The sequence below is a fragment of the Paramagnetospirillum caucaseum genome (assembly GCF_000342045.1).
Classification (GTDB): domain Bacteria; phylum Pseudomonadota; class Alphaproteobacteria; order Rhodospirillales; family Magnetospirillaceae; genus Phaeospirillum; species Phaeospirillum caucaseum.
On the sequence record NZ_AONQ01000035.1, the window covers coordinates 1 to 20,797 of the forward strand.

At 69.4% G+C, this 20,797-nt stretch carries 21 protein-coding genes; 9 read left to right on the plus strand and 12 right to left on the minus strand.

Features of this window, described 5'->3' with window-relative positions:
* The 4 genes from cbiQ to H261_RS13310 form a co-directional block, all read right to left on the minus strand.
* Positions 1 to 714: cobalt ECF transporter T component CbiQ (gene cbiQ / locus H261_RS13295; protein ID WP_008618337.1), on the minus strand; the 714-nt coding region annotated here is incomplete at its 3' end.
* Positions 711 to 1,229, minus strand: a complete 519-nt coding sequence (locus H261_RS13300; protein ID WP_008618338.1) for a hypothetical protein — start codon at positions 1,227 to 1,229, stop codon at positions 711 to 713. The genes cbiQ and H261_RS13300, both read right to left, overlap by 4 nt.
* On the minus strand, positions 1,226 to 1,825 hold the full coding sequence (gene cbiM / locus H261_RS13305; protein WP_008618339.1) for a cobalt transporter CbiM: 600 nt from the start codon (positions 1,823 to 1,825) through the stop codon (positions 1,226 to 1,228). The genes H261_RS13300 and cbiM overlap by 4 nt, the downstream gene beginning before the upstream one ends.
* A gap of 16 nt (positions 1,826 to 1,841) precedes the next feature.
* A complete protein-coding gene (locus H261_RS13310; protein WP_008618340.1) occupies positions 1,842 to 2,609 on the minus strand; it encodes a DUF4198 domain-containing protein in 768 nt (255 codons plus the stop codon).
* Positions 2,610 to 2,865: 256 nt separating this feature from the next.
* On the opposite strand from H261_RS13310, the gene H261_RS13315 reads away from it, so the two are divergent.
* Positions 2,866 to 4,530: a cation acetate symporter gene (locus H261_RS13315; protein WP_008618341.1), complete on the plus strand. Its 1,665-nt coding sequence runs from the start codon at positions 2,866 to 2,868 to the stop codon at positions 4,528 to 4,530.
* Positions 4,531 to 4,652: 122 nt separating this feature from the next.
* Here H261_RS13315 and H261_RS13320 read toward each other — a convergent pair whose 3' ends face one another.
* Entirely contained in the window at positions 4,653 to 5,555 is a 903-nt protein-coding gene (locus H261_RS13320; protein ID WP_008618342.1) for a DMT family transporter, read from the minus strand.
* A 213-nt stretch (positions 5,556 to 5,768) separates the two neighbouring features.
* On the opposite strand from H261_RS13320, the gene H261_RS13325 reads away from it, so the two are divergent.
* Positions 5,769 to 6,008 carry a hypothetical protein gene (locus H261_RS13325; protein ID WP_008618343.1) on the plus strand — a complete coding sequence of 80 codons (240 nt, stop codon included), beginning with the start codon at positions 5,769 to 5,771 and terminating at the stop codon, positions 6,006 to 6,008.
* Positions 6,009 to 6,066: 58 nt separating this feature from the next.
* Here the strand turns inward: H261_RS13325 and H261_RS13330 are convergent, their stop codons facing one another.
* The 4 genes from H261_RS13330 to H261_RS13345 form a co-directional block, all read right to left on the minus strand.
* Positions 6,067 to 6,600, minus strand: coding sequence for a hypothetical protein (locus H261_RS13330; RefSeq protein ID WP_052004266.1), 534 nt, complete (start codon positions 6,598 to 6,600; stop codon positions 6,067 to 6,069).
* 202 nt (positions 6,601 to 6,802) lie between these two features.
* Positions 6,803 to 7,339, minus strand: coding sequence for an RNA 2',3'-cyclic phosphodiesterase (gene thpR, locus H261_RS13335; protein WP_008618345.1), 537 nt, complete (start codon positions 7,337 to 7,339; stop codon positions 6,803 to 6,805).
* The gene (locus H261_RS13340) at positions 7,336 to 8,457 is read right to left on the minus strand and encodes an FIST signal transduction protein (RefSeq protein WP_008618347.1); all 1,122 of its coding nucleotides are present in this window, start codon (positions 8,455 to 8,457) and stop codon (positions 7,336 to 7,338) included. The genes thpR and H261_RS13340 overlap by 4 nt, the downstream gene beginning before the upstream one ends.
* Positions 8,454 to 9,029 (minus strand): arylesterase, encoded by a 576-nt coding sequence (locus H261_RS13345; RefSeq protein WP_008618349.1) that lies wholly within the window; start codon positions 9,027 to 9,029, stop codon positions 8,454 to 8,456. Before H261_RS13345 ends, H261_RS13340 begins: the two co-directional genes overlap by 4 nt.
* 105 nt (positions 9,030 to 9,134) lie before the next feature.
* Between H261_RS13345 and H261_RS13350 the strand changes: the two genes are divergently transcribed.
* The 3 genes from H261_RS13350 to H261_RS13360 all read left to right on the plus strand — a co-directional run bounded on the left by H261_RS13350 (position 9,135) and on the right by H261_RS13360 (position 13,143).
* The gene (locus H261_RS13350; RefSeq protein WP_008618351.1) at positions 9,135 to 9,824 is read left to right on the plus strand and encodes an ABC transporter ATP-binding protein; all 690 of its coding nucleotides are present in this window, start codon (positions 9,135 to 9,137) and stop codon (positions 9,822 to 9,824) included.
* A complete protein-coding gene (locus H261_RS13355; protein WP_008618363.1) occupies positions 9,821 to 12,343 on the plus strand; it encodes an ABC transporter permease in 2,523 nt (840 codons plus the stop codon). Before H261_RS13350 ends, H261_RS13355 begins: the two co-directional genes overlap by 4 nt.
* Before the next feature lie 77 nt (positions 12,344 to 12,420).
* The gene (locus H261_RS13360; protein ID WP_040476470.1) at positions 12,421 to 13,143 is read left to right on the plus strand and encodes a Bax inhibitor-1/YccA family protein; all 723 of its coding nucleotides are present in this window, start codon (positions 12,421 to 12,423) and stop codon (positions 13,141 to 13,143) included.
* A 74-nt stretch (positions 13,144 to 13,217) separates the two neighbouring features.
* Here the strand turns inward: H261_RS13360 and H261_RS13365 are convergent, their stop codons facing one another.
* From H261_RS13365 to H261_RS13375, 3 genes are all read right to left on the minus strand, one after another.
* Entirely contained in the window at positions 13,218 to 14,021 is an 804-nt protein-coding gene (locus tag H261_RS13365; RefSeq protein WP_008618378.1) for a DUF2189 domain-containing protein, read from the minus strand.
* Between the two features lie 131 nt (positions 14,022 to 14,152).
* Positions 14,153 to 14,896 (minus strand): J domain-containing protein, encoded by a 744-nt coding sequence (locus tag H261_RS13370; RefSeq protein WP_008618401.1) that lies wholly within the window; start codon positions 14,894 to 14,896, stop codon positions 14,153 to 14,155.
* A 154-nt stretch (positions 14,897 to 15,050) separates the two neighbouring features.
* The gene (locus tag H261_RS13375) at positions 15,051 to 17,597 is read right to left on the minus strand and encodes a sensor domain-containing protein (protein WP_008618404.1); all 2,547 of its coding nucleotides are present in this window, start codon (positions 17,595 to 17,597) and stop codon (positions 15,051 to 15,053) included.
* Positions 17,598 to 17,844: 247 nt separating this feature from the next.
* Between H261_RS13375 and H261_RS13380 the strand changes: the two genes are divergently transcribed.
* The 4 genes from H261_RS13380 (at position 17,845) to H261_RS13395 (ending at position 20,796) form a co-directional block, all read left to right on the plus strand.
* A complete protein-coding gene (locus H261_RS13380) occupies positions 17,845 to 18,615 on the plus strand; it encodes a TerC family protein (protein WP_008618408.1) in 771 nt (256 codons plus the stop codon).
* 134 nt (positions 18,616 to 18,749) lie between these two features.
* Positions 18,750 to 19,079 (plus strand): ferredoxin FdxA, encoded by a 330-nt coding sequence (gene fdxA / locus H261_RS13385; protein ID WP_008618411.1) that lies wholly within the window; start codon positions 18,750 to 18,752, stop codon positions 19,077 to 19,079.
* 333 nt (positions 19,080 to 19,412) lie between these two features.
* Positions 19,413 to 19,907 carry a CarD family transcriptional regulator gene (locus H261_RS13390; RefSeq protein WP_008618419.1) on the plus strand — a complete coding sequence of 165 codons (495 nt, stop codon included), beginning with the start codon at positions 19,413 to 19,415 and terminating at the stop codon, positions 19,905 to 19,907.
* Between the two features lie 55 nt (positions 19,908 to 19,962).
* Positions 19,963 to 20,796 carry a hypothetical protein gene (locus tag H261_RS13395; RefSeq protein ID WP_008618420.1) on the plus strand — a complete coding sequence of 278 codons (834 nt, stop codon included), beginning with the start codon at positions 19,963 to 19,965 and terminating at the stop codon, positions 20,794 to 20,796.
* Position 20,797 lies beyond the last annotated feature (1 nt).

A 20,797-nucleotide genomic window follows, 5' to 3' on the forward strand; every position in this document is an offset into this window, starting at 1 on the left:
GATGACCAGGACCAGACCGGCGGCCGAGGCGGCGCCGAAGCCCAGATCCAGGCGCCCCGGTCCGGCCTGGGTCTCGTCGTCCAGGCAGGGGAAGCGGCCGGTGAAGCCGCGGCAACGCATGGCGGCGTCGATGCGCTCGGCCCGCTCCAGCGAACGCACCATCAGCATGCCGAACAGATGGCCGATGGAGCGCCAGCAATGGAGGCCGGTGGCGGGGCGGAAGGCCCGCGCCCGCATGGCCAGGCGCAGGCGGCGGTATTCGTCCTCCAGCACCGACAGGTAGCGGGTGGTGAACAGCAGCAGATGGACGAAGCGGCCGCTCACCCCCAGCCGGGCGAGGGCGCGGCCCAGCACCGGCATCTCCATGGAGCCGACCAGGGCGAACAGCGCCACCGCCACGGCGTTGGCCTTCAGCGCGATGCCCGCCGCCTGGCGTAAGCCTTCCTCCGAGCCCTGCAGCCCCCACAGGCTGAACGCCGCGCGGCCGGGCACCGTGAAGGGCAGCATGACCAGCACCAGCAGCATGAAGCCTTCCAGGCCGAGTAGGCGGCGCGCCGTGGCGCCCAGGGGCAGGCGGGCCACCAGGGCGGCGGCCACGGCCAGTCCCAGGCCGAGCCCCTGGGCGGCCAGCGAGGGCACCAGCACCACGGCCAGGCTGAACAGCAGGGCGGCGACCAGCCGGGTACGGGGGTCGAGGCGGTCGATCAGCGTCATGGCCCCCTCCGCCGCGATTGCAGCCAGGCCCAGCAGCCGAACAGCCCGAAGATGGTGCCGATGCCGCCCATCAGATCGTGCAGGCGGATGCGCTCCTCATAGGAATCCAACTGCTCGCGCAAGGGGCGGATCTGCCGGGCGACGGCTGCCTCCAGGGCGGCGGTGTCGGCGCTCACGGCGGCGGCCTTGCCCTCGGGCAGCGAGGACGGGAGTTCGGCGGCGGGAAGGGTGAACCGGGCGGCGTGGCCGTCCTCGGATTCCACCGCGATGATGTGGTCCATGCGCGCCGTGACGCCCTGGCGAAAGGTGCCGTCGGCGGCGGTGGCGAAGACGGCGACCAGCGAGCCATCGGCTCCCAGGATGCGCCCCGGAACGCCGGCGGCCTTGTCGCCGCCGGCGAAATAGGCCGAGCCGACGATGTCGGTTCCCTCCGCCGAGGCGAAGACCTTCAGCTTGTGGGCGCCGGCCGGGGCGGCCAGCAGCAGCGTAAAGAGAATAACGAGCAGCCGGATCATGCCAGCGCCTCCGGCTTGACCCGGGCCAGCAGGCCGATGGCGGCGGAGGCGAATACCGCCTCGATCCCCATCACCGGCAGATGGGTCAGCACCACCAGCCGGGCGGCGGCCTCGAACTCGCGGCCCGAAGCCGCCAGCGAACCCGCCACCATCAGCCCGGTCAGCAACACGGCGCCGCCCGAACACAGGGCGGCGGCCAGCGCGGCGCGGCGCGGCTGGGCGGGATTCCACAGCCGGCGGAACACCAGGCCGGCCAGCACGGCGGGGGCCGCCATGTTGAGGGTGTTGACGCCCAGCACCAGCAGCCCGCCGAAGCCGAACATCACCGCCTGCAGCAGCAGCGCGGCCAGCAGGGCGGGAAAGGCCGCCCAGCCCAGCACCATGCCGGCCATGCCGTTGAGCAGCAGGTGCACCGAGGCGGGGCCGGCGGGCAGATGGATCAGCGAGGCGACGAACATCACCGCCGACAGCATGGCCACCTTGGGCACCCGCACCGGCTCCAATTCCCTCAGGCCGCGCGCCACCCCGGCCATGGCGAGGATTCCCCCCGCCACCAGCACCGGATTGGACAGCACGCCATCGGGAATATGGGCCATGGGTGGAGGAACTCCCTTATCTCATGTCCTGGGCGCGCACCCAGATCAGGCCGCCCAGTTCGGTCTTGGCCGGCTTGCCCTCGGGGCTTTTGGCCGGCTTGTCGCCCTCCGCCAGGGCGGCGAAGCCCCACCAGCCGGCGCGCGGCATGGCATAGGCGAACTGGCCCGAGGCATCGGCCTTGATCACTTGGGTCACGAAGGGATCGGACGGCGCCTTGACCGAGCCGTCGTTGCGCCACTCCACCTCGATCTCGGCGAAGGGCAGCGGCTTGCCGTTCCGGCGCACGATGCCCCGGAACAGGTTGCCGGTCCACAGGCCGTAGGGCCGGGCCAGCGGCTCGATCTCCACCGGCAGGCCCACCGGTCTGTCCCAGCCGCCGCCGCCGCCCGCGAAGTCCACCACCACCTTGGTGTAATGGACGATCCACTTGCCCTCGGCCTTCTCCCAATAGGGGGCGGGCTCGACGAAGAACACGTGGTCGCCGGGCGTGTCGAGGCGGAATTCGGCGCTGAACACCGTCCGGTCGTCCTGCTTGCCGGGCTTGAGGCTGGCCTTGAGGTCGCGGGTCTTGCCGCCGCTTGCCACGCCGAAACGCACCGGCGGCGCCATCTCCATCACCGGGCCGCGCTCCATGGGATGGGTGAAGGCCAGGTCGAGGCGGATGTCGCGCGATCCCTGCTCGGCCACGATGTCGGCGGACGGGATCAACTCCTGGAAATGGGCGGCGGCCATGGCGGGAAGCAAGGCCACGGCACAGGCGATGATGCTTGCGGCCAGACGCATCGGCCCCCTCCCTCTCCCAAAGATTATGCGACTTCGTTATCTGTCGGGCCGAGCATACGCGGCCCCGCCGGGTGGGCCAAGCAAATTCCGGCCGCGCCGAACGGCCTATGAACCAGAGGATAGCCGGCGGCGTGGCGGTCCGCCCCGGGTCACGGGCGGGAAAGCGATACAGATCGGTCCGAGGCTCTTGCGCTTGCGGTATCAAATAAGTAAACAGGCACCGAATTACCATATTTAGCCCGGAGAGGCCGTTTCCATGTCCCATGTCCTTCGCCTCGGCGCCTTGGCCCTGCTGCTGCTGGCGCCGTCGCTGCCCGTCCTGGCGGCTGGCGCCGATCTCGGCCAGGCCGCCAAGCAGGCCACCAACTGGCACGCCATCATCATGTTCGTGGCCTTCGTGCTTCTGACGCTCGGCATCACGTACTGGGCGTCGAAGCGCACCAAGTCGGCCAGCGATTTCTACACGGCGGGCGGCGGCATCTCGGGCTTCCAGAACGGTCTGGCCATTGCCGGCGACTTCATGTCGGCGGCGTCGTTCCTGGGCGTCACCGCCCTGCTCTACGGCACCGGCCTCGACGGCATGGTCTACGCCGTCGGCGTGGTGGTGGGCTGGCCGCTGATGCTGTTCCTCATCGCCGAGCCCCTGAGGAACCTGGGCAAGTACACCTTCGCCGACGTGGTGGCCTACCGCCTGGCCAAGGTGCCGGTGCGCACCTATGCGGCGTTCAGCTCGCTCACCGTGGTGGTGTTCTACCTGATCGCCCAGATGGTCGGGGCCGGGCAGCTGATCAAGCTGCTGTTCGGCATGGAATACCTGCACGCCCTGTTCCTGGTGGGCGGTCTGATGATGGTCTACGTCACCTTCGGCGGCATGGCGGCCACCACCTGGGTGCAGATCATCAAGGCGGTGCTGCTGCTGGCCGGGGCCACCTTCATGGCCGGGGCGGTGCTGGCCCGCTTCGGCTTCTCGCCCGAGGCGCTGTTCGCCAAGGCGGTCGAGGTCAAGGGCTCCAACGCCATCATGTCGCCCGGCCTGCTGTTCAAGGACCCCATCGACACCATCTCGCTGGCCATGGCGCTGGCCTTCGGCACGGCGGGGCTGCCCCACATCCTGATGCGCTTCTTCACGGTTCCCGACGCCCGCGAGGCGAGGAAGTCGGTGTTCTACGCCACCGCCTTCATCGGCTTCTTCTACGTGCTGGCCGTGGTGATCGGCATCGGCGCCATCGCCCTGGTGGCCACCGACCCCGCCTATCTCGCCGACGGCAAGGCGTTGAAGGGCGGCGGCAACATGGCCGCCATCTGGCTGGCCCACGCGGTGGGCGGCAACCTGTTCCTCGGCTTCATCTCGGCGGTGGCCTTCGCCACCATCCTGGCGGTGGTGGCCGGGCTGACCCTGGCCGGGGCCTCGGCCATCTCCCACGATCTTTACGCCAACGTCTTCGCCCGCGGCCACGCCAGGGAGGAGACCGAGCTGCGCATCTCGCGCCTGGCCAGCCTGGGGCTCGGCGTGGTGGCCATCATCCTCGGCATGCTGTTCGAGAAGCAGAACATCGCCTATCTCGCCGGCCTGACACTGGCCATTGCCGCCTCGGCCAACTTCCCGCTGCTGCTGCTGTCCATGCTGTGGCCGGGCCTGACCTCGCGCGGCGCCATCCTGGGCGGGTCCATCGGACTGCTCTCGGCGGTGGTGCTGACCGTGTTGGGGCCGGCGGTGTGGAAATCGGTGCTGGGCTATCCCCAGCCCATCTTCCCCTGGGGCAATCCCGCCCTGTTCTCGGTGGTCGCCGGCTTTGCCGCCACCTGGTTCTTCTCGGTCACCGACACCAGCGAGCGGGCGGCGCGCGAGCGGGCCGAGTTCGACGCCCAGTTCATCCGCTCGCAGACCGGGTTGGGGGCGGAAGGGGCCGCGAGTCATTGACGTGTCCCTCAGGCGCCGGGCGCGCGCTGGCCGCGCGCTTGGCTCCCGCGCCATAAGGCGCCCGCCCGGCGAGGGCAAAACAAATAAAACTAAAGCGTGATGCACATTTAAGACATCACGCTTTAGGGGGGCTGGAGGGGCGTCGGTTTCCTCTCGTTTCTCAGCACGTAAAGGCCGGACGCCATGACCACCATGGCGCCGGCCAGCGTGTTGGCGGTGGGAATCTCGGCGAAAACCAGCCAGCCCAGGCTGGACGACACCACGATGTGGAAATAGTCGAAGGGCGCCACCACCGAGGCCGGGGCGAGGCGCACCGCTCGGGCGATCAGCAGTTGGCCGGTGCCGCCCAGGATGCCGACGGCGGCGAACAGGACCCATTCCCCGGCGTCGGGCGTCCGCCATGCCCAGGGCAGGGCGGCGCCGGTCAGGAGCATGGTCAGGACCGAGAACCAGAACACCGTGGTCACCGCCGCCTCGGTGCGGCCCATGGCGCGCATCAGCACCATCACCAGGGCGTAGAGGACGGTGCCGGCCACGGCGAAGACCGCCCCGGCTCCCGGCAATTCGCCGGCCCAGGCGTCCGGCCCCGCCACGATCAGGATGCCGCCGAACCCCGCCGCCACCGCCAGCCAGCGCTGCAGCGGCACTCTCTCCTGCAGGAGCGGCACAGAAAGGGCGGTGATCAGCAGCGGCGCTGCGAAGCCGATGGCGGTGACCTGGACCAGCGGCAGGCGGGCGAAGGCCAGGAAGAAGCAGCCCACCGCCAGCAGGCCGATGGCCGAGCGCACCGCATGCGCCCAGGGCCGCGCCGTGGCCACCGCCCGCATCCCGCTTTGCCACAACAGCGGCGCCAGGGGGATCAGCCCGAAAGCCGCCCGGAAGAACAGCACCTGGATCACCGAATGCTCGGCCATCAGCAGCTTGACCATGGCGTCCATGGAGGCGAACAGCGAGGTGGCCGCCAGCATGGCGGCGATGCCGCCCAGATGATGGGCCCGGGGGCCGGTATGAAAATCGGATGACACCGCGATGTTATCCCTTGATCGCCGAACGGCTGATGACCATATGCAGGCGCGTAAAAGACGGCCAGTCACAGACAGTTACCGCAGTGCACAATACTTGGTGCGATGCGAAATTCGTAAAATTGCAAAATAATTGATACTAAAGCGACTCTGTCAATTGCTGGGCGGCTCCTGTATAGTCCGCCTTGAGATCACATCCGGAAAAAGGGGGCTGCCATGCTGTCAAGCGCGTACAGATCCACCCCGCAACCGGCCGAAATCCGTGTCGTGCGCCGCCTGGGTGCCTCGATCGGCGGCCGCTCCACCCGTGCCTTCGCCTATCGTGGCGGCGGTATCGAGCCGAGTCTGGACGAGGTGATGGCCGACCCCATCGTACACCGCCTGATGGCCCGCGACGGCGTGGCTCTCGATTCCCTGAACTCGCTGATCGCCGAGGTGCGTGGCCGCCTGCTGTAGGAAGCTTCCGTTTCCCGGTGACGCGAAGGCCCCCGCAAGGGGGCTTTTTGCTGGGGAATCAGCGGCGGGACGAGGGCGCGGCCAGCGGCTCGGCCCGCACGCCGCCCGAGGGCGCCGGACGCGGCATGGGGGCGGCATCGTAACCGCCGCCGCTTTCCGACTGCTTCGGCGCCACGGTCACCGAGACCACCGAGCCGTAGACGGTGCGCCGCTCCACCTGCACGGTGGCGGCGCGGTCGCCGCGCACATAGGTCAGCACGCTGGTCTCGGCGGTGACGCTCATCATGGGCTGCCAGCCGAAATTGGGCATCTGCTGCTGGTAGAAGGCGGTGACCTCGTTGGCGGAATTGAACAGGGTCATCACCACCCGGCCGGTCCAGCGGTCGCGGTCCGACAGGATCAGCGAGCGGTCGTTGTCCATGGTGGCGCCCGACGGAATGGGGATGTCGGTGACCAGCTGGAAATTGCCCGGCTGCGGCTCGCCGCCGGCGCCGGCCGCCGAGGACGGCGGCAGGTCGGTGCCGCGCGAACATCCCGCCAGCCCGAGGGCGGCGGCAAGGCACAGGACAAGGCGGAGGGACGAACCGTTCATGGCCTTGAAAATACTGTGAAGGCCGGGGCCGAACAAGGGAATGTTTGCGTTTTGTCGCGGCGGCCCAAGATGTGGGTGACCTTTCCTGCCTGTCATTCCGGCGACCAGCGGGAGGAGGAATCTCCGCTTGGCAAAATGAGGGCGAATCCGAACCGCCGGATCAGGAGGAGGTCCCTCGCCCGTGCTCGGGATGACGGACTGTTCATCCCAGGGGATAATGCTCCAGGGCGTCGTATTGCGCGCCCTGGCGGCCCAGCGTGCTGCGGAACAGGGTGAAGCGCTCCACCGCCAGATGGTCCTCGCGGAACGGGCCGGTGGCGTCCATGAAATCCTGGATGCGCCCCGGCGGGGTGTCCTTGAGCCGGGCCAGGGTGACGTGGGGATTGAACCTGCGCGGCTCGGGCCGGCCGCCGGCCTGGACCACGGCGCCGTCGACGCGCGCCGCCAGCCGCGACAGCGCCGCCGAGCGCTCCACCCCCAGCCACAGGGTATGGGCCTGGTGGCGGTCGCCGAACAGGCCCAGCCCGGAGAGCGTCAGGGCGAAGGGCGGTTCGGCCAGGGTCTTGAGCCCGTGGTGGATTTCCTCGGCCACTTCCTCGTCCACCTCGCCGATGAAGCGCAGCGTCAGGTGCAGGTTGGCGGGGGCGATCCAGCGGGCTCCCGGCAGGCCCTGCTGCAGCGCGGCGATGCGGGCGGTCAGGTCGTCGTCGAAGCCGATTCCGACGAACAGGCGAATCACGGCTTGGGCCCCGGCAGCAGGGTCAGCACGCCGGTGAAGCCGTAGAGGTGGTCGCGGCTGATCTCGCCGTTGGCGAAAAAGCCGATCAGCGGGAAATCGCCCAGCGCCTCGTGCAGCAGTTCCGGCTCGGCGCCGGGATGGCCGAACATGTTCTCGCCGCGCCCGGTGCACGAGACGTAGAGCCCCGCCCGGATGGGCCGCCCGTCCAGGCGCTCCTTCAGCCCGGACAGCATGCGGCGCAGGTCGGCGCGGGCCGCGTTGGCGTCGCGGCGCACGAAGATCAGCGTGCCGCCTTCCTCGACATGGTCGCCGATGGCGATCCAGCCCTGGTTGGGATCGATGCCGATCAGGGTGCGGACCTGATAGTCGTGGCCGTCGTCGCCCTCCACCGGCAGGCCCACATGGATGTAGCCGGCGATGCGCCGCAGGTCGCGGGCCAGCAATTCGCCCACCTCCTCCTTCAGCACGTCGAGCGCCGGGCGGCCGTCGACGGCCATCACCACGCCCTGCCAGGATTCGGTGACGGTGTGGGTTCCGCCCAGCGGCGAGCAGCCCTGGCTCATGCCGGTCAGAACCTCGATCCCGGCGCCGAGCAGTACCCCGGCCAGCCCGCCGTCGGTGGCGATGCCGGCCAGCTGCGCCGCCGGACCCGACGCCGACATCAGGCCGCCGGTCAGGAACCCGGCCTCGGCGGCCAGATCGACGATGGCCCGGGGAACCTCGGGGTCGCGGGGGTCGCCGTGTACCAGCCCGACGCAGGGGAAATGCCGCTTGGCCCAGTCGCCGGCATCGTCGATGAAGACGCGGAACTGGTCGGGGGGCAGGTGGCCGACCATGGCGGCCACCGCGCCCTCGTCGCGGATCTCGGTTCTCTCGATGCACAGGCCGGGGGCGATGCCGCCCACCCAATGCTCGATGCGGGTGGTTTCGCGCAGGAAGGTCAGCAGCGACGAGAGGTTGGGGGCGAAGGGCTCGGTGGCGTAGAGGAAGCCGAAATTGGCGCCGGGCGGCAGCGGCCCCAGGCGGTCGAAACAGGCCTTGGCGGCCGGCCCCCAATGGTCGCCCCGGCCCAGGGCGACGCGGAACGGGGCGAGGGCGGCGGAAGGGTCGGCGGTCATGGCTTTCCCCTTTCCAGCAATTTGCGCACCGAGGGCAGGATGCGTTCGACGATCACTTCGACTCCCCGGGCGTTGGGGTGCAGTCCGTCGGGTAGGTTGAGGCGGGAATCGCCGGCCACGCCGTCCAGGAAGAAGGGATAGAAGATCACGTCGTGCTGGGCGGCCAGGCGGGCGAAGACCGCCTTGAACTCGGCCTCGAAGCCCTTGCCGTAATTGGGCGGCGCCAGCATGCCGGCCAGCAGAACCGGAATGCCCGCCGCCTTGAGGCGCGTCAGGATGGCGTCGAGATTGGCGTGGGTCAGCGCCGGATCGAGGCCGCGCAACCCGTCATTGGCCCCCAGTTCGACGATGGCCAGGGTGGGCCGGGCGGCCAGCGCCCAGTCCAGCCGCGCCTTGCCCCCGGCGGTGGTGTCGCCCGACACGCCGGCATTGATCAGGCTGACCTCGCGCCCCTCGGCCCGCAAGGCCCGCTCCAGCCGGGTGGGAAAGGCCTCTTCCGGGGCGAGGCCGAAGCCGGCGGTCAGCGAATCCCCCAGCACCAGGATGCGGGGCGCGGTGGCCGCCGCGGCCATGGCTGTTCCTTTCAGCACATTGACAAGCACCAGGGCGGCCCCATATCGCAAGACCGCACGTCGTCTCCGGCCTATCCCGTGTTCGTCCAAGAAAGTCGCCCTCGCATGCATCAGCGTCCCATCGCCGGCCTTCCCTTGGTTTCGCTGGAGGCCGTCCATCTCAACTTGGCGAGCCTGGCCGGCGAGGTCAATGTCCTCGATGGCATCGACCTGCAGGTGGCTCCCGGCGAGACCCTGGGTGTGGTCGGGCCGTCGGGCTCGGGCAAGTCCACCCTGCTGATGGTCATGGCCGGACTGGAACGCCCCTCGTCCGGCCGGGTGGCGGTGGCCGGCGCCGACTTCTCCGCCCTGGACGAGGACGGGCTGGCCCGCTTCCGCCGCGATCACGTCGGCATCGTCTTCCAGAGCTTCCACCTGATCCCCACCATGACGGCGCTGGAGAACGTGGCGGTGCCCCTGGAACTGGCCGGCCATGCCGATCCCTTCGGCGCGGCGGCGGAGGAACTGGACCGGGTCGGGCTGGCCCGGCGGCTCCATCATTATCCCGGCCAGCTGTCGGGGGGCGAGCAGCAGCGGGTCGCCCTGGCGCGGGCCTTCGTGCCGCATCCCAGGCTGCTGCTGGCCGACGAACCCACCGGCAATCTGGACGGCGCCACCGGGCGCGCCGTGATGGATCTGCTGTTCGACCTGAATGCCCGCTTCGGCACCGCCCTGGTGCTGGTCACCCACGACGATGCCCTGGCGGCGCGCTGCTCGCGGGTGGTGCGGGTCGAGGACGGGAAGATCAAGCCGTGATCACCTTGGCTCTGACTTTCGCCCGGCGGGAGTTGCGCGGCGGGCTCAAGGGCTTCCGGGTGCTGGTGGCCTGTCTGGCGTTGGGGGTGGCCGCCATCGCCGGGGCCGGGTCCCTGCGCGCCGCCTTCGACGCGGCGCTTTCCGAGGACGCCCGCGCCCTGCTGGGCGGCGACCTGGACATCCGCCAGACCCACCAGCCCTTCGCGCCCGAGATGCTGGCCGCCCTGGCCGGCCTGGGCAAGGTCACCGGGGGCGTCGAGATGCGCGCCATGGTCCAGGTGGACGGCAACGCCCGCCGCTCCCTGGTGGAATTGAAGGGCGTCGATGCCGTCTATCCCCTGGTGGGGCGGCTGGATCTGATGCCGCCCGCCGAATCGCCTTTCGCCTTCCACGACGGCGCCTGGGGCGCGGCGGCGGAGGCCAACCTGCTCGACCGGCTGGGGCTCAGTCTGGGCGACCGCGTCAGTCTGGGCGACGCCACCCTGCGCATCGCCGCAATCATCGCCAAGGAGCCCGACCGGGTGGCCACGGCGCTGTCGTTCGGCCCCCGGCTGATGGTGGCCAACGGTGCGGTGGAGGCCACCGGGCTGATCCGTCCCGGTTCCCTGGTGCGCCATACGGTGCGCCTGCTTCTGCCCCCCGGCGGCGAGGCGGCGGCGGCCAGGGCGGAGCTGGCCCGGCGCTTTCCCGAGGCCCCCTGGCAGGTGCGCGACGCCGCCGAGGCGGCGCCCGGGGTCGGGCGCTTCCTCGACACCATGGCCTCGTTCCTGTCCCTGGTGGGGCTGACCGCCCTGCTGGTGGGCGGCATCGGCGTGGCCAACGCGGTGAAGGCCTATCTCGACGGCCGCCTGGGCACCATTGCCGTCCTGAAATGCCTGGGCGCCCCCTCGGGGCTGATCTTCGCCACCTATTTCCTGCTGGTCGGCCTGCTGGCCGGGGTCGGCATCGTCCTCGGGCTGGCGGCGGGGGCCGCCCTGGTGCCGCTGGTGGCGGAACTGGGGGCGGAGCGCATTCCCCTGGCGCTGAAGACCGGGCTCTATCCCCGTCCGCTGATGATCGCCGCCGGCTTCGGCGGGCTGGCCGCCCTGGTCTTCACCCTGTGGCCGCTGGCCCGCGCCAAGGCGGTGCCCGCCGCCTTGCTGTTCCGCCGTCTGGTGGCGCCCGCGCCGGGACCGGTGGGCAAGCCGGTACTGGCCGCCCTGGTGCTGGCCGGCGGCGGGCTGGCGGGGCTGGCGGTGCTGTCCGCCGCCAACCGTCCCCTGGCCGCCTGGTTCGTCGCCGCCGCCGCCGCCACCCTGGTGCTGTTCCGCGCCCTGGCCTGGGGGCTGTCGCGGACGGCGGCGGTGCTGGCGGCCCGTCACGGCCGGCGGGCCGGGCCGACCTGGCGGATGGCGCTGGCCAATCTGCACCGCCCCGGCTCCGCCGTGGTGGGCATGGTGCTGTCGCTGGGCCTCGGCCTGTCGGTGCTGGTGACCATCGCCCTGGTCGAGGGCAATCTGGCCGCCCAGTTCGGCGAAAGGCTGCCCGAGCAGGCGCCGTCCTTCTATTTCATCGACGTGCAGCCCGATCAGGTGGACGAACTGGAACGGGTGGTCAGGGCCACCGATCCGGCCGCCGCCCTGTCCAAGGCCGCCATGGTCAGGGGCCGCATCTCGTCCATCGGCGGGGTGCCGGTGGGCCAGGCCAGGATCGCCCCCGAGGCGGAATGGGCGGCCAGGGGCGACCGCGGCCTGTCCTCGGCGGCCATCCAGCCGTCCGGCTCGCGGGTGGTGGACGGCCGGTGGTGGCCCGAGGATTACCAGGGCCCGCCGCTGGCCTCGGTGGACGCGGCGGTGGCCAAGGGCTTCGGCCTCAAGGTCGGCGACCGCCTCGGCCTCAACGTGCTGGGCCGCGAGATCGAGGTGGAGGTGGCGTCGCTCCGCCAGATCGACTGGTCGAACCTGTCCATGAACTTCGCCTTCCTGCTGTCGCCCGGCACCCTGGACGGGGCGCCGCATACCTACATCGCCACGCTGCGCACCGCGCCCGCCATGGACGCGGCGGTGGAGAAGGCGGTGACCGACCGCCTGCCCAACGTCTCCTCCATCCGGGTCAAGGAGGCGCTGGACGCGGTCAAAGCCATCATTGCCGAGGCCGATCTGGCGGTGCGTCTGGCCGGGGTGGTGACCCTGGCGGCGGGCGCCCTGGTGCTGGCCGGGGCGGTGATGGCCGGCCATCGCCGCCGGGTGTGGGAGGCGGTGGTGCTGAAGGTGGTGGGGGCGACGCGCGGCCAGCTGTGGCGGGCCCATCTGGCGGAATTCGCCCTGATCGGCCTGGTCACCGGCCTGTTCGCCGCGCTGGTGGGGTCGCTGGCGGCGCGCGCCATCCTGATCCACGTCATGAAGACCGATTGGGTGTTCCTGCCCGGGGCGACGGCGCTGACGCTGGCCGCCTGCATGGCCGCCAGCCTGCTGGCCGGCTTCATCGGCACCTGGAAGGCCCTGGGTGCCAAGGCGGCGCCGTTGCTGCGCAACGAATAAATCGGCTGAAACTTGATTCCTGCCCCAACTGCCTCATATTGGTGTTCAGGTTCAACTGAGTGTTCAAAGGAACGACCATGGCTTTCGGATCAGACCGCAGATACATGAGTGCCGCCCAGGCGGAGGCTGCTCAGATCGACGTGGGTCTGCGGCAGTACATGCTCAGCGTGTACAACTACATGGCCTCGGCCCTGGCTCTCACCGGCATCGTCGCCTGGGTGATCGCCAGCGTCCCCGCCCTGACCGCCATCGCCGTGTACTCGCCGCTCAAATGGGTGTTCATGCTGGCCCCGCTGGGTCTGGTGTTCTTCATGAGCGCCAAGATCGACAGCCTGCGCGCGTCGACCGCCACGACCCTGTTCTGGGTCTATGCCGGCCTGATGGGTGCCTCGCTGGCCTCGGTGTTCCTGGTGTTCACCGGCGCGTCGGTGGCCCGGGTGTTCTTCATCACCGCCGCGGCCTTCGCGGGCCTCAGCCTCTACGGCTACACCACCAAGAAGGATCTGTCCGGCATGGGCAGCTTCCTGATCATGGGGCTGATCGGCCTGATCATCGCCAGCATCATCAATATCTTCCTGGCCAGCTCGATGATGCAGTTCGTCATCTCGGCGGCGGGCGTGCTGATCTTCGCCGGCCTGACCGCCTACGACACCCAGAACATCAAGCAGATGTACTGGGAGGGCGATCACTCCGAGGTCGCCCAGAAGAAGGCGGTGTTCGGCGCCCTGCAGCTCTACATGGACTTCATCAACCTGTTCATGTTCATGCTGCAGTTCCTGGGCGTGCGCCGCGACGAGTAGCCGCCGGGACCATGTGAAACGAACGGGCCCGCCCTTGAAAAGGGGCGGGCTTTTCGTTGTCCTTATCGTGGTCCTCAATCGCCGGGCGCCGCCTCCGGCACCACCAGGGCGCGGTAGGCGTGCCAGCTGGCATGGCCCACCACCGGCAGGGCCACCACCAGCCCCACCAGCCCGAGGGCGAGGCCCAGCCCGGTGATGCCGGTCAGCAGGGCGGCCCACAGCGCCATGGGGCCGGGATTGCGCGCCACCGCCAGCACCGACAGCGCCGCGCCGGCGAAGAAGTCGGTGCGGCGATCGAGCATGGCCGGCAGGGTCACCACGTTGGTGACGAAGGCCAGGGTGGCCAGGGCGCCGCCGAACACCGTGCTGGTGATGATGAAGGCGATGCCGTCCAGGGTGGGCAGCACCGCCATCAGGCTCCGCCAGTCGGTGGGCTGGTTGGGCAGGCAAACGGCGAAGATGATCACCGCCAGCCGCGCCCAGATCATCAGGAACAGCATGTAGATCAGCCCGGCGGTCATCATGTGGAACTGGTTGGGCCGCCAGCAGGCGAGGATGGGCCGCCACTCCAGGGCCTCGCCGCGCTCCAGCCGCCGCGAAATCTCGTAGAGGCCGAGCGCCAGCAGCGGCGCCACCAGCATGAAGCCCTCGACCAGGGGGGTGATCAGGTATTCCATCCCGGCCAGGGCCAGGCCGCCGGTCAGCAGCAGGCCGGCGGCCACGAAGACGCCGCCGTAGAGCAGGCTGAGCGGGGCGGCCCGCCTGGTGTCGCGCCAGCCGGCGCCGATCCAGCCCACCACCTGGGCGGCGGTGACGGCGCGGACCTTTTCCCGGCGGACGGGAACGGCCTGGGGTGCGACGGTCTCGGTGACGGCCATGGGCGGCCTCCCCTCTCGTGTCCTTGGTCAAGGGCATATGGGAAGGGGGGGATGCGGCGGAAAGAGGCGGCGGGCAGGATGCCCGCGCTCAGGGAAAGGAATTGGAGTGCGGCCGTCCCGGCCGCAACCCGTCAGTCCCGCAGGACTTCCATGGCCTGGTTGAGCTGGCTCATGCGGTGGTGGTTGCCGTGGTTGCTGTCCGGGTGGTGGATGGTGGCCAGCATGCGGAATTTGGCCCGCACCGTGCGGCGGTCGGGGGCGGCGCCGGGCGGAAAGCCCAGGACGTGCAGCGCCTCGGCCCGGGACATCACCCCGCCGGGCAGCGGCTCGAAGGACAGCACGTTGATGATGGCGCGCAACCGCTCGATCTCCTCGTCGGCGGCGGCGATGACGGTGGCCTGCTCGCGCACCCCCTTGCGGCGCTCGACCTTGGGAAAGACCTCCTCGGGCGGCGGCGCGGGGGGAGGGGGAGGAGGGGAAGCGGCGATCTCCTCGCCCGGCCGCTCGACCCGCAGGCGGACGTCGCCCTGGGCCATGGACAGCGCCATGGCCAGGGCACGGCGGATGGCCTCGACGCTGTAGCCCGGCGCCATGCGCACCTGCAGGCGCGGCTTGCGCCGCCAGGGGCGGCCCTCGGCCGGGCCGGATTTCAGGATGACGGTCTCGCGGTCGTCGGGTTCGGGCTCGCCCGGGTCGGGGAAGGCGGCGATGGTTTCCGGCGGCACCACCAGCAGCACCGAGCGGGCGATGTCGCCCACGTTGACCCGCCGGCGCAACGCCAGCTTGTCCACCGCGTCGCGGAAGGCGCTGGCGCAGGGGATGGTGTAGGAATGCTTTACCGTATTGGTGGCGGCGGTCGCGGTATGATCTTTCATGGTCCGGATTCTATGGCCCAATCGGGTGCCCTCACCCACCCGAAATGAATAGGGCTAAATGGTCGATTCCGTCAACTGCCAATGTTGGCCGTTGAGGGCTTGAATGAAGAGTCCGGGGAAAGAGCGCTGAAATATAGTGATTCTTTGCCGGCCGTCAGGCGCTGGCCGCCTGGCGGGGCGGCGGGCCGAGATTGAGGCGCCGCCCCTCGGCCAGCAGGGCCCGCAACCCGTCGGCGGGCAGCGGGCGGCTGAAGAAATAGCCCTGCATCTGGTCGCAGCCCAGGTTGCGCAGGAAGTCCAGGTGCTCCTGGTGCTCGACGCCCTCGGCCACCACCTTGAGCCGCAGCGCCTTGGCCATGGCGATGATGGCGTCGACGATGGCGGCGTCGTTGGGATCGGTGGTGACGTCGAGCACGAAGGAGCGGTCGATCTTCAGCTTGCTGATGGGAAAGCGCTTTAAGACCGACAGCGAGGAATAGCCGGTGCCGAAATCGTCGATGGAGCAGGCGATGCCCATGTCCTTCAGCTGGTTGACCACGGCGATGGCGTTGTCGGCGTCGCGCATGGCCGAGCTTTCGGTCAGCTCCACCTCGAGCCAGCGGCTGTCCAGGCGGTTGTCCACCAGGGCCCGCTCGCAGGCCGACAGCAGGCGGCGCGCATACTGGAACTGGCGGCCCGAGACGTTGACCGCCACCGGAATGGCCGGCAGCCCCTCGTCCTGCCATTGCTTGTTCTGGCGGGTGCATTCCCACAGCATGAACTCGCAGATGCCGTCGATCAGGCCCGATTCCTCGGCCACCGGGATGAAGTCGGCGGGCGAGACCATGCCGAGATCGGGGCTGTTCCAGCGGACCAGCGCCTCCATGCCGACGATGTCGCCGCCGAGCAGGTCCACCTGAGGCTGGTAATGGGCGGTCAGTTCGCCGTGCTCGATGGCGCGGCGCAGGCGGGTCTGCAGCGACAGGGTCTTGGCGGCCCGGGCGCTGATTTCCTTGGTGAACAGCTGCAGCGAGGCCGGCCCCTGGGCCTTGGCCAGCTGCAGCGCCGCGTCGGCGTTCTTGATCAGGGTCTCGGGGTCGTCGCCGTCGCGGGGATAGAGCGCGGCGCCCATGGCGGCCGAGACGTCGAAATCCTGTCCGGCCGCCGCCACGGTGGCGTGGGCCGAGGAGCGCAGGCGCTCCAGCGCCTCCATGGCTTCCCGCTTGGAGCCCAGACCGGTGATCAGCACCAGGAAGCGGTCGCCGGAGGTCCGCGCGATGACGTCGTTGGCCGACAGGGCGGCGCGCAGCAGGTCGCTGGCCGCCATCAGCACCTGGTCGCCGATGCCGTGGCCCATGGTGGCGTTGATGATCCCCAGGCGGTCCAGCCCGATGCTGACCACCGCCAGCATGGCCTGATCGCGGGCGGCGGCCTCGCGGGCGGCGGCGAAGCGCTCCAGGAAGGCGGTACGGTTGGGCAGGCGGGTCAGCGGGTCGAAATAGGCCAGGAAGGACAGGCGCTGTTCCGCCTGCTTGCGGTCGGTGACGTCGAGCATGACCCCGTCCCACACCACGTCGCCGCCGGAGCGCAGCATCGGGCGCGACTGGCCGCGCAGCCATCGGCGGCGGCCATCGGCGCCGGGGACCGCCATCTCCTCGTCGAAGGGCTCCATGGTGCGGGCCGAGCGGCCCAGACCGGCATAGAAGCTCTGGCGCTCGTCCTCGGGAATCAGCGAGAGGAACAGCTGGGGATTGTCCATCAGCTGTTCCGGCCCCAGGCCGAGGATGGCGCGGCAACCTTCGCTGACATAGGAGAAGACCAGGCTGCCGTCGGTGCGCAGCACCCGCTGGAACACCATGCCGGGGACGTTGGCGGCGATGGCGCGCAGCCGCTCCTCGGATTCGCGCAGCGCCGCCTCGGTCAGCTTGCGCTCGGTGATGTCGCGGCCGATGCCGACGAACAGCCGCTGGCCTTCCAGCCGCACCTCGGTGGTCGACAGTTCCAGGGGGAAGGTCGAGCCGTCCTTCCTGAGGCCCATCAGCTCGCGCGCCCCGCCGCCGACGATGCCGCCCGCCGAGACCTCGGCGGATTCCAGCAGATCGTCCAGGTGCAGGTCGGGCGGCAGCAGGGTGGCGAAGGGTTGGCCGGCCAGTTCCGCCATGCTCCAGCCGAACAGCGCCTCGGCGGCGGCGTTGACGCTGTCGATGGTGCCGTCGGATTCCACCACGATCAGGGAATCGCCGGCATGGTCCATCAGCATTTCCAGGCGCAGTTCGGCGCGGCGGCCGTCGGTGACGTCGACCATCACCCCGTCCCAGACCACGCTGCCGTCGTCCTGGCGGCGGGGTTCGGCGGCGCCTTTCAGCCAGCGGACCTCGCCATGGGCGGTGATGGCGCGGAATTCCTCGCGGCAGGTGTCCTGCGCCGCCGCCGAACGGCGGATCTCGGCCAGGTGGGCGTCGCGGTCGGCCCAGTGGATGGCGTGCAGGCAGCCTTGGGAATTGACGCCCATGGCCTCGGGGGCGAAGCCCAGCACGGCGCGGATGCTGGAACTGATCCAGGGGTAATGGATGGCGGCGCCATCGGCCCCGAGGACGCGCTGGAAGGCGAAGCCGGGAAGGTTGGCGGTCAGGCCGTCCAGGCGGGCCTCGGCCTCGGCGAGCCGGGGCAGCGCCTCGGCGGGGGCGCAAGGCTCCCGGCCGGGCAGCCCCTGCGCTGTCACCGGACCCCCTCCGTTGCCGGAATCGTTGCTGCGTGTCACCCTTGGGCCCTCTCCCGGCCAACACGGGGGCCGGGGACAATGAAAAATACCTGTGGAGGCAATGGTATCGGGGGTTGGGGCCGCGGTCAAAACCCATTTCTCGGAAACGGCGTCCCGAAGGTTACCGGGAATTTAGGCGACATCGGAGTGGATTCCCCGCGCAAATCCCCTACATTCCGCCCAGCCCAACGAAGTATCGAGGACGTTCATGATGATGGCCTGGCTCTCCGACCCCGAGATATGGCTCAGCCTAGCGACCCTGTCGCTGCTCGAGATCGTGCTCGGCATCGACAATCTGGTCTATCTGGCCATCATCTCCAACCGGCTGCCCGAGCGGCTGCGCCCGCTGGGACGGCGCCTGGGTCTGGCCTTCGCGGTGGTGACCCGCCTCGCCCTGCTGGGGTCGCTCAGCTGGATCGTCGGACTGGTCGAGCCGGTCTTCGTGGTCTGGGACCATCCGGTCAGCTGGCGCGACATCATCCTGATCGCCGGCGGCACCTTCCTGGTGGCCAAGGCCACCCACGAGATCCACGGCAGCCTGGAAGGCGAGGAGGAGCCGGTTCCGGCCGACGGGGAAAACGGCACGGCCGCCAAGGTGACCCAGGCCGGGCTGGCCTCGGTGGTGGTGCAGATCGCCATCCTCGACATCGTCTTCTCGCTGGATTCGGTGATCACCGCCGTGGGCATGGCCAGCGAATTGTGGGTGATGGTCGCCGCCGTCATCCTGGCCTCGGCCGTGATGGTGGTCGCCGCCAATCCGCTGTCCGCCCTGATCACCCGGCATCCCACCATCAAGATGCTGGCGCTGTCGTTCCTGCTGCTGATCGGCGCCACCCTGGTGGCCGACGGCACCGGTTTCCACATGCCCAAGGGCTACATCTACTTCGCCATGGCCTTCTCGCTGGGTATCGAGGTCCTCAATCTGGTGGCGCGCCGCGGCAAGCGGACGCCGGTCAAGCTGCGCAACCCGGTGCCGTAAGGCCGCGATACCCCTTTCGCCGCCGGGGTTGAGCCGCCGGGGGTGACTGTGCTATCGCTTCCGCCGGATTTTCTTCCGGCGGAAGGCACGCCTTGCCCGCCGCATCACCGTTTCAAGGGATATTGGAGAACGACATGGCTTACGTCGTCACCGAGAATTGCATCAAGTGCAAGTATCAGGACTGCGTCGAAGTTTGCCCGGTGGACTGCTTCTACGAGGGTGAGAACTTCCTGGTGATCAACCCCGACGAATGCATCGATTGCGGCGTCTGCGAGCCGGAATGTCCGGCCGAGGCCATCTTCCCGGATTCCGATCCCAAGGCCGCCGCCTGGACCGACGCCAACCGCCAGTACGCCGGTTCCTGGCCGAACATCACCCGCAAGGGCGACGCCCCGGCCGACGCCGACGAGTGGAAGGGCAAGCCCGACAAGACCAAGCTGCTGTCGCCCAATCCGGGCCGCTGAGCTTTCCGCAAGATATTGTGGCCGGCGCCGCCCCATGGCCCCCAGGGTCGTGGGGCGGCGTTTGCGCATGGAGATATGGCGGAAACGCAGGGCCTCGGGGAATTTTCCTGTTCTTCACAGAGGGCGCCTGTGCTATAAGGGCAAGTCCGTCGAACTGTGCCGACGGACAGCTTACTGGCATAGCCATCGGGGCGGGAGTTCGCCCACCAAGACAAGCTGCGAGATTTGCACCAGCCCGTCAAGGGCGCGGCTGGCGAGTATCTTTCGTTTCTTGGTTGGGCGTATCGGGCGCTTTTGCCGGATCCAGACCTTCTGTCGAGGGAATTGTTGAAGATGACGATCGTTTCTTTCACCCAGGGCGATTATGTGGTCTACCCGACCCACGGCGTCGGTCAGGTCGTGGCCGTCGAAACCCAGGAAATCGGCGGCATGAAGCTGCAGCTGTTCGTCATCACCTTCGACCGCGACCGCATGACGCTGCGCGTCCCGGTGACCAAGGCCCAGAAGTCGGGCCTGCGCAAGCTGTCGTCCCGCTCGGTGATGGATACCGCGCTGTCCACCCTGAAGGGCCGCGCCAAGGTCAAGCGCACCATGTGGAGCCGCCGCGCCCAGGAATACGAGGCCAAGATCAATTCCGGCGACCCCGTGTCCATCGCCGAGGTGGTCCGCGACCTGCACCGCAACGCCAATCAGCCCGACCAGTCCTATTCCGAGCGCCAGATCTACGAGGCCGCGCTGGAGCGCTTGGCGTCCGAACTGGCGGCGGTGGAGCGCATCGACACCCAGGCGGCGACCGAGAAGCTGCAGGGCCTGCTCGAAGCGGCTTGATGTTTAACGCGTCGGCTGCGACCATGTCGTCCGGTTGGCAGAACCGAGCGGATTGATGAACGTCGAAGCCGAACGGCCGTCTACGACTCTGGCTGATTCCAATGTCTTCGCCACCCTGAGGGGCGGCGGCCGTATCTGGGCCGTCGCCGCCATTCGGGGCGAGCATGCCCGTCTGTGCGCGTTGCACGCTCGCCTGGGCCGGGAATTGCACCCCGGCGACCAGCTGGTCTATCTCGGCGACTATCTCGGCTGCGGCGCCCCGGTGCTGCAGACCGTCGACGAATTGCTGACCTTTCGCCGCGCCTTCATCGCCACCCCCGGCGTCGGGGTGGACGACGTGGCCTATCTGCGCGGCACCCAGGAAGAGATGTGGCAGAAGCTGCTGCAGCTGCAGTTCGCCCCCAATCCCGCCGAGGTGCTGCGCTGGATGGTCGACCACGGCATCGCGCCCACCGTCGCCGCCTATGGCGGCACGGTGGAAGACGGCGGCAACGCCATCCGCGAAGGCATCCTGGCGCTGACCCGCTGGACCAGCCAACTGCGCCAGACCATGCGCAATCACGACGGCCACACCACGCTGATGAGCGTGCTGAAGCACGCCGCCTTCACCGACGACAACACGCTGCTGTTCACCCATGCCGGCCTCGATCCCACCCGGCCGCTCTCGGCCCAGGTGGACGCCTTCTGGTGGGGCTCCAGCCTGTTTGCCGGTATGGACGAGCCCTATTCCGGCTTCAGGCTGGTGGTGCGCGGCGCCGACCGACGGCATGGCGGGACGATGTTCGGCCCCTTCGCCGCCACCCTGGATTCCGGCTCCGGCCAGGGCGGCACGCTGACCGCCGCCTGCTTCGGTCCCGACGGCGGCATCCTGCAGATCCTGGAGGCTTGAA

What these genes read in the sequence shown, in the direction of transcription:
- H261_RS13300 (WP_008618338.1), bottom strand. Translation starts at nt 1,229, where the DNA reads ATGATCCGGCTGCTCGTTATTCTCTTTACGCTGCTGCTGGCCGCCCCG.
- cbiM (WP_008618339.1), bottom strand. Translation starts at nt 1,825, where the DNA reads ATGGCCCATATTCCCGATGGCGTGCTGTCCAATCCGGTGCTGGTGGCG.
- H261_RS13310 (WP_008618340.1), bottom strand. Translation starts at nt 2,609, where the DNA reads ATGCGTCTGGCCGCAAGCATCATCGCCTGTGCCGTGGCCTTGCTTCCC.
- H261_RS13315 (WP_008618341.1), top strand. Translation starts at nt 2,866, where the DNA reads ATGTCCCATGTCCTTCGCCTCGGCGCCTTGGCCCTGCTGCTGCTGGCG.
- H261_RS13325 (WP_008618343.1), top strand. Translation starts at nt 5,769, where the DNA reads ATGCTGTCAAGCGCGTACAGATCCACCCCGCAACCGGCCGAAATCCGT.
- H261_RS13330 (WP_052004266.1), bottom strand. Translation starts at nt 6,600, where the DNA reads ATGAACGGTTCGTCCCTCCGCCTTGTCCTGTGCCTTGCCGCCGCCCTC.
- H261_RS13340 (WP_008618347.1), bottom strand. Translation starts at nt 8,457, where the DNA reads ATGACCGCCGACCCTTCCGCCGCCCTCGCCCCGTTCCGCGTCGCCCTG.
- H261_RS13345 (WP_008618349.1), bottom strand. Translation starts at nt 9,029, where the DNA reads ATGGCCGCGGCGGCCACCGCGCCCCGCATCCTGGTGCTGGGGGATTCG.
- H261_RS13350 (WP_008618351.1), top strand. Translation starts at nt 9,135, where the DNA reads ATGCATCAGCGTCCCATCGCCGGCCTTCCCTTGGTTTCGCTGGAGGCC.
- H261_RS13360 (WP_040476470.1), top strand. Translation starts at nt 12,421, where the DNA reads ATGGCTTTCGGATCAGACCGCAGATACATGAGTGCCGCCCAGGCGGAG.
- H261_RS13365 (WP_008618378.1), bottom strand. Translation starts at nt 14,021, where the DNA reads ATGGCCGTCACCGAGACCGTCGCACCCCAGGCCGTTCCCGTCCGCCGG.
- H261_RS13370 (WP_008618401.1), bottom strand. Translation starts at nt 14,896, where the DNA reads ATGAAAGATCATACCGCGACCGCCGCCACCAATACGGTAAAGCATTCC.
- H261_RS13380 (WP_008618408.1), top strand. Translation starts at nt 17,845, where the DNA reads ATGATGATGGCCTGGCTCTCCGACCCCGAGATATGGCTCAGCCTAGCG.
- fdxA (WP_008618411.1), top strand. Translation starts at nt 18,750, where the DNA reads ATGGCTTACGTCGTCACCGAGAATTGCATCAAGTGCAAGTATCAGGAC.
- H261_RS13390 (WP_008618419.1), top strand. Translation starts at nt 19,413, where the DNA reads ATGACGATCGTTTCTTTCACCCAGGGCGATTATGTGGTCTACCCGACC.
- H261_RS13395 (WP_008618420.1), top strand. Translation starts at nt 19,963, where the DNA reads ATGAACGTCGAAGCCGAACGGCCGTCTACGACTCTGGCTGATTCCAAT.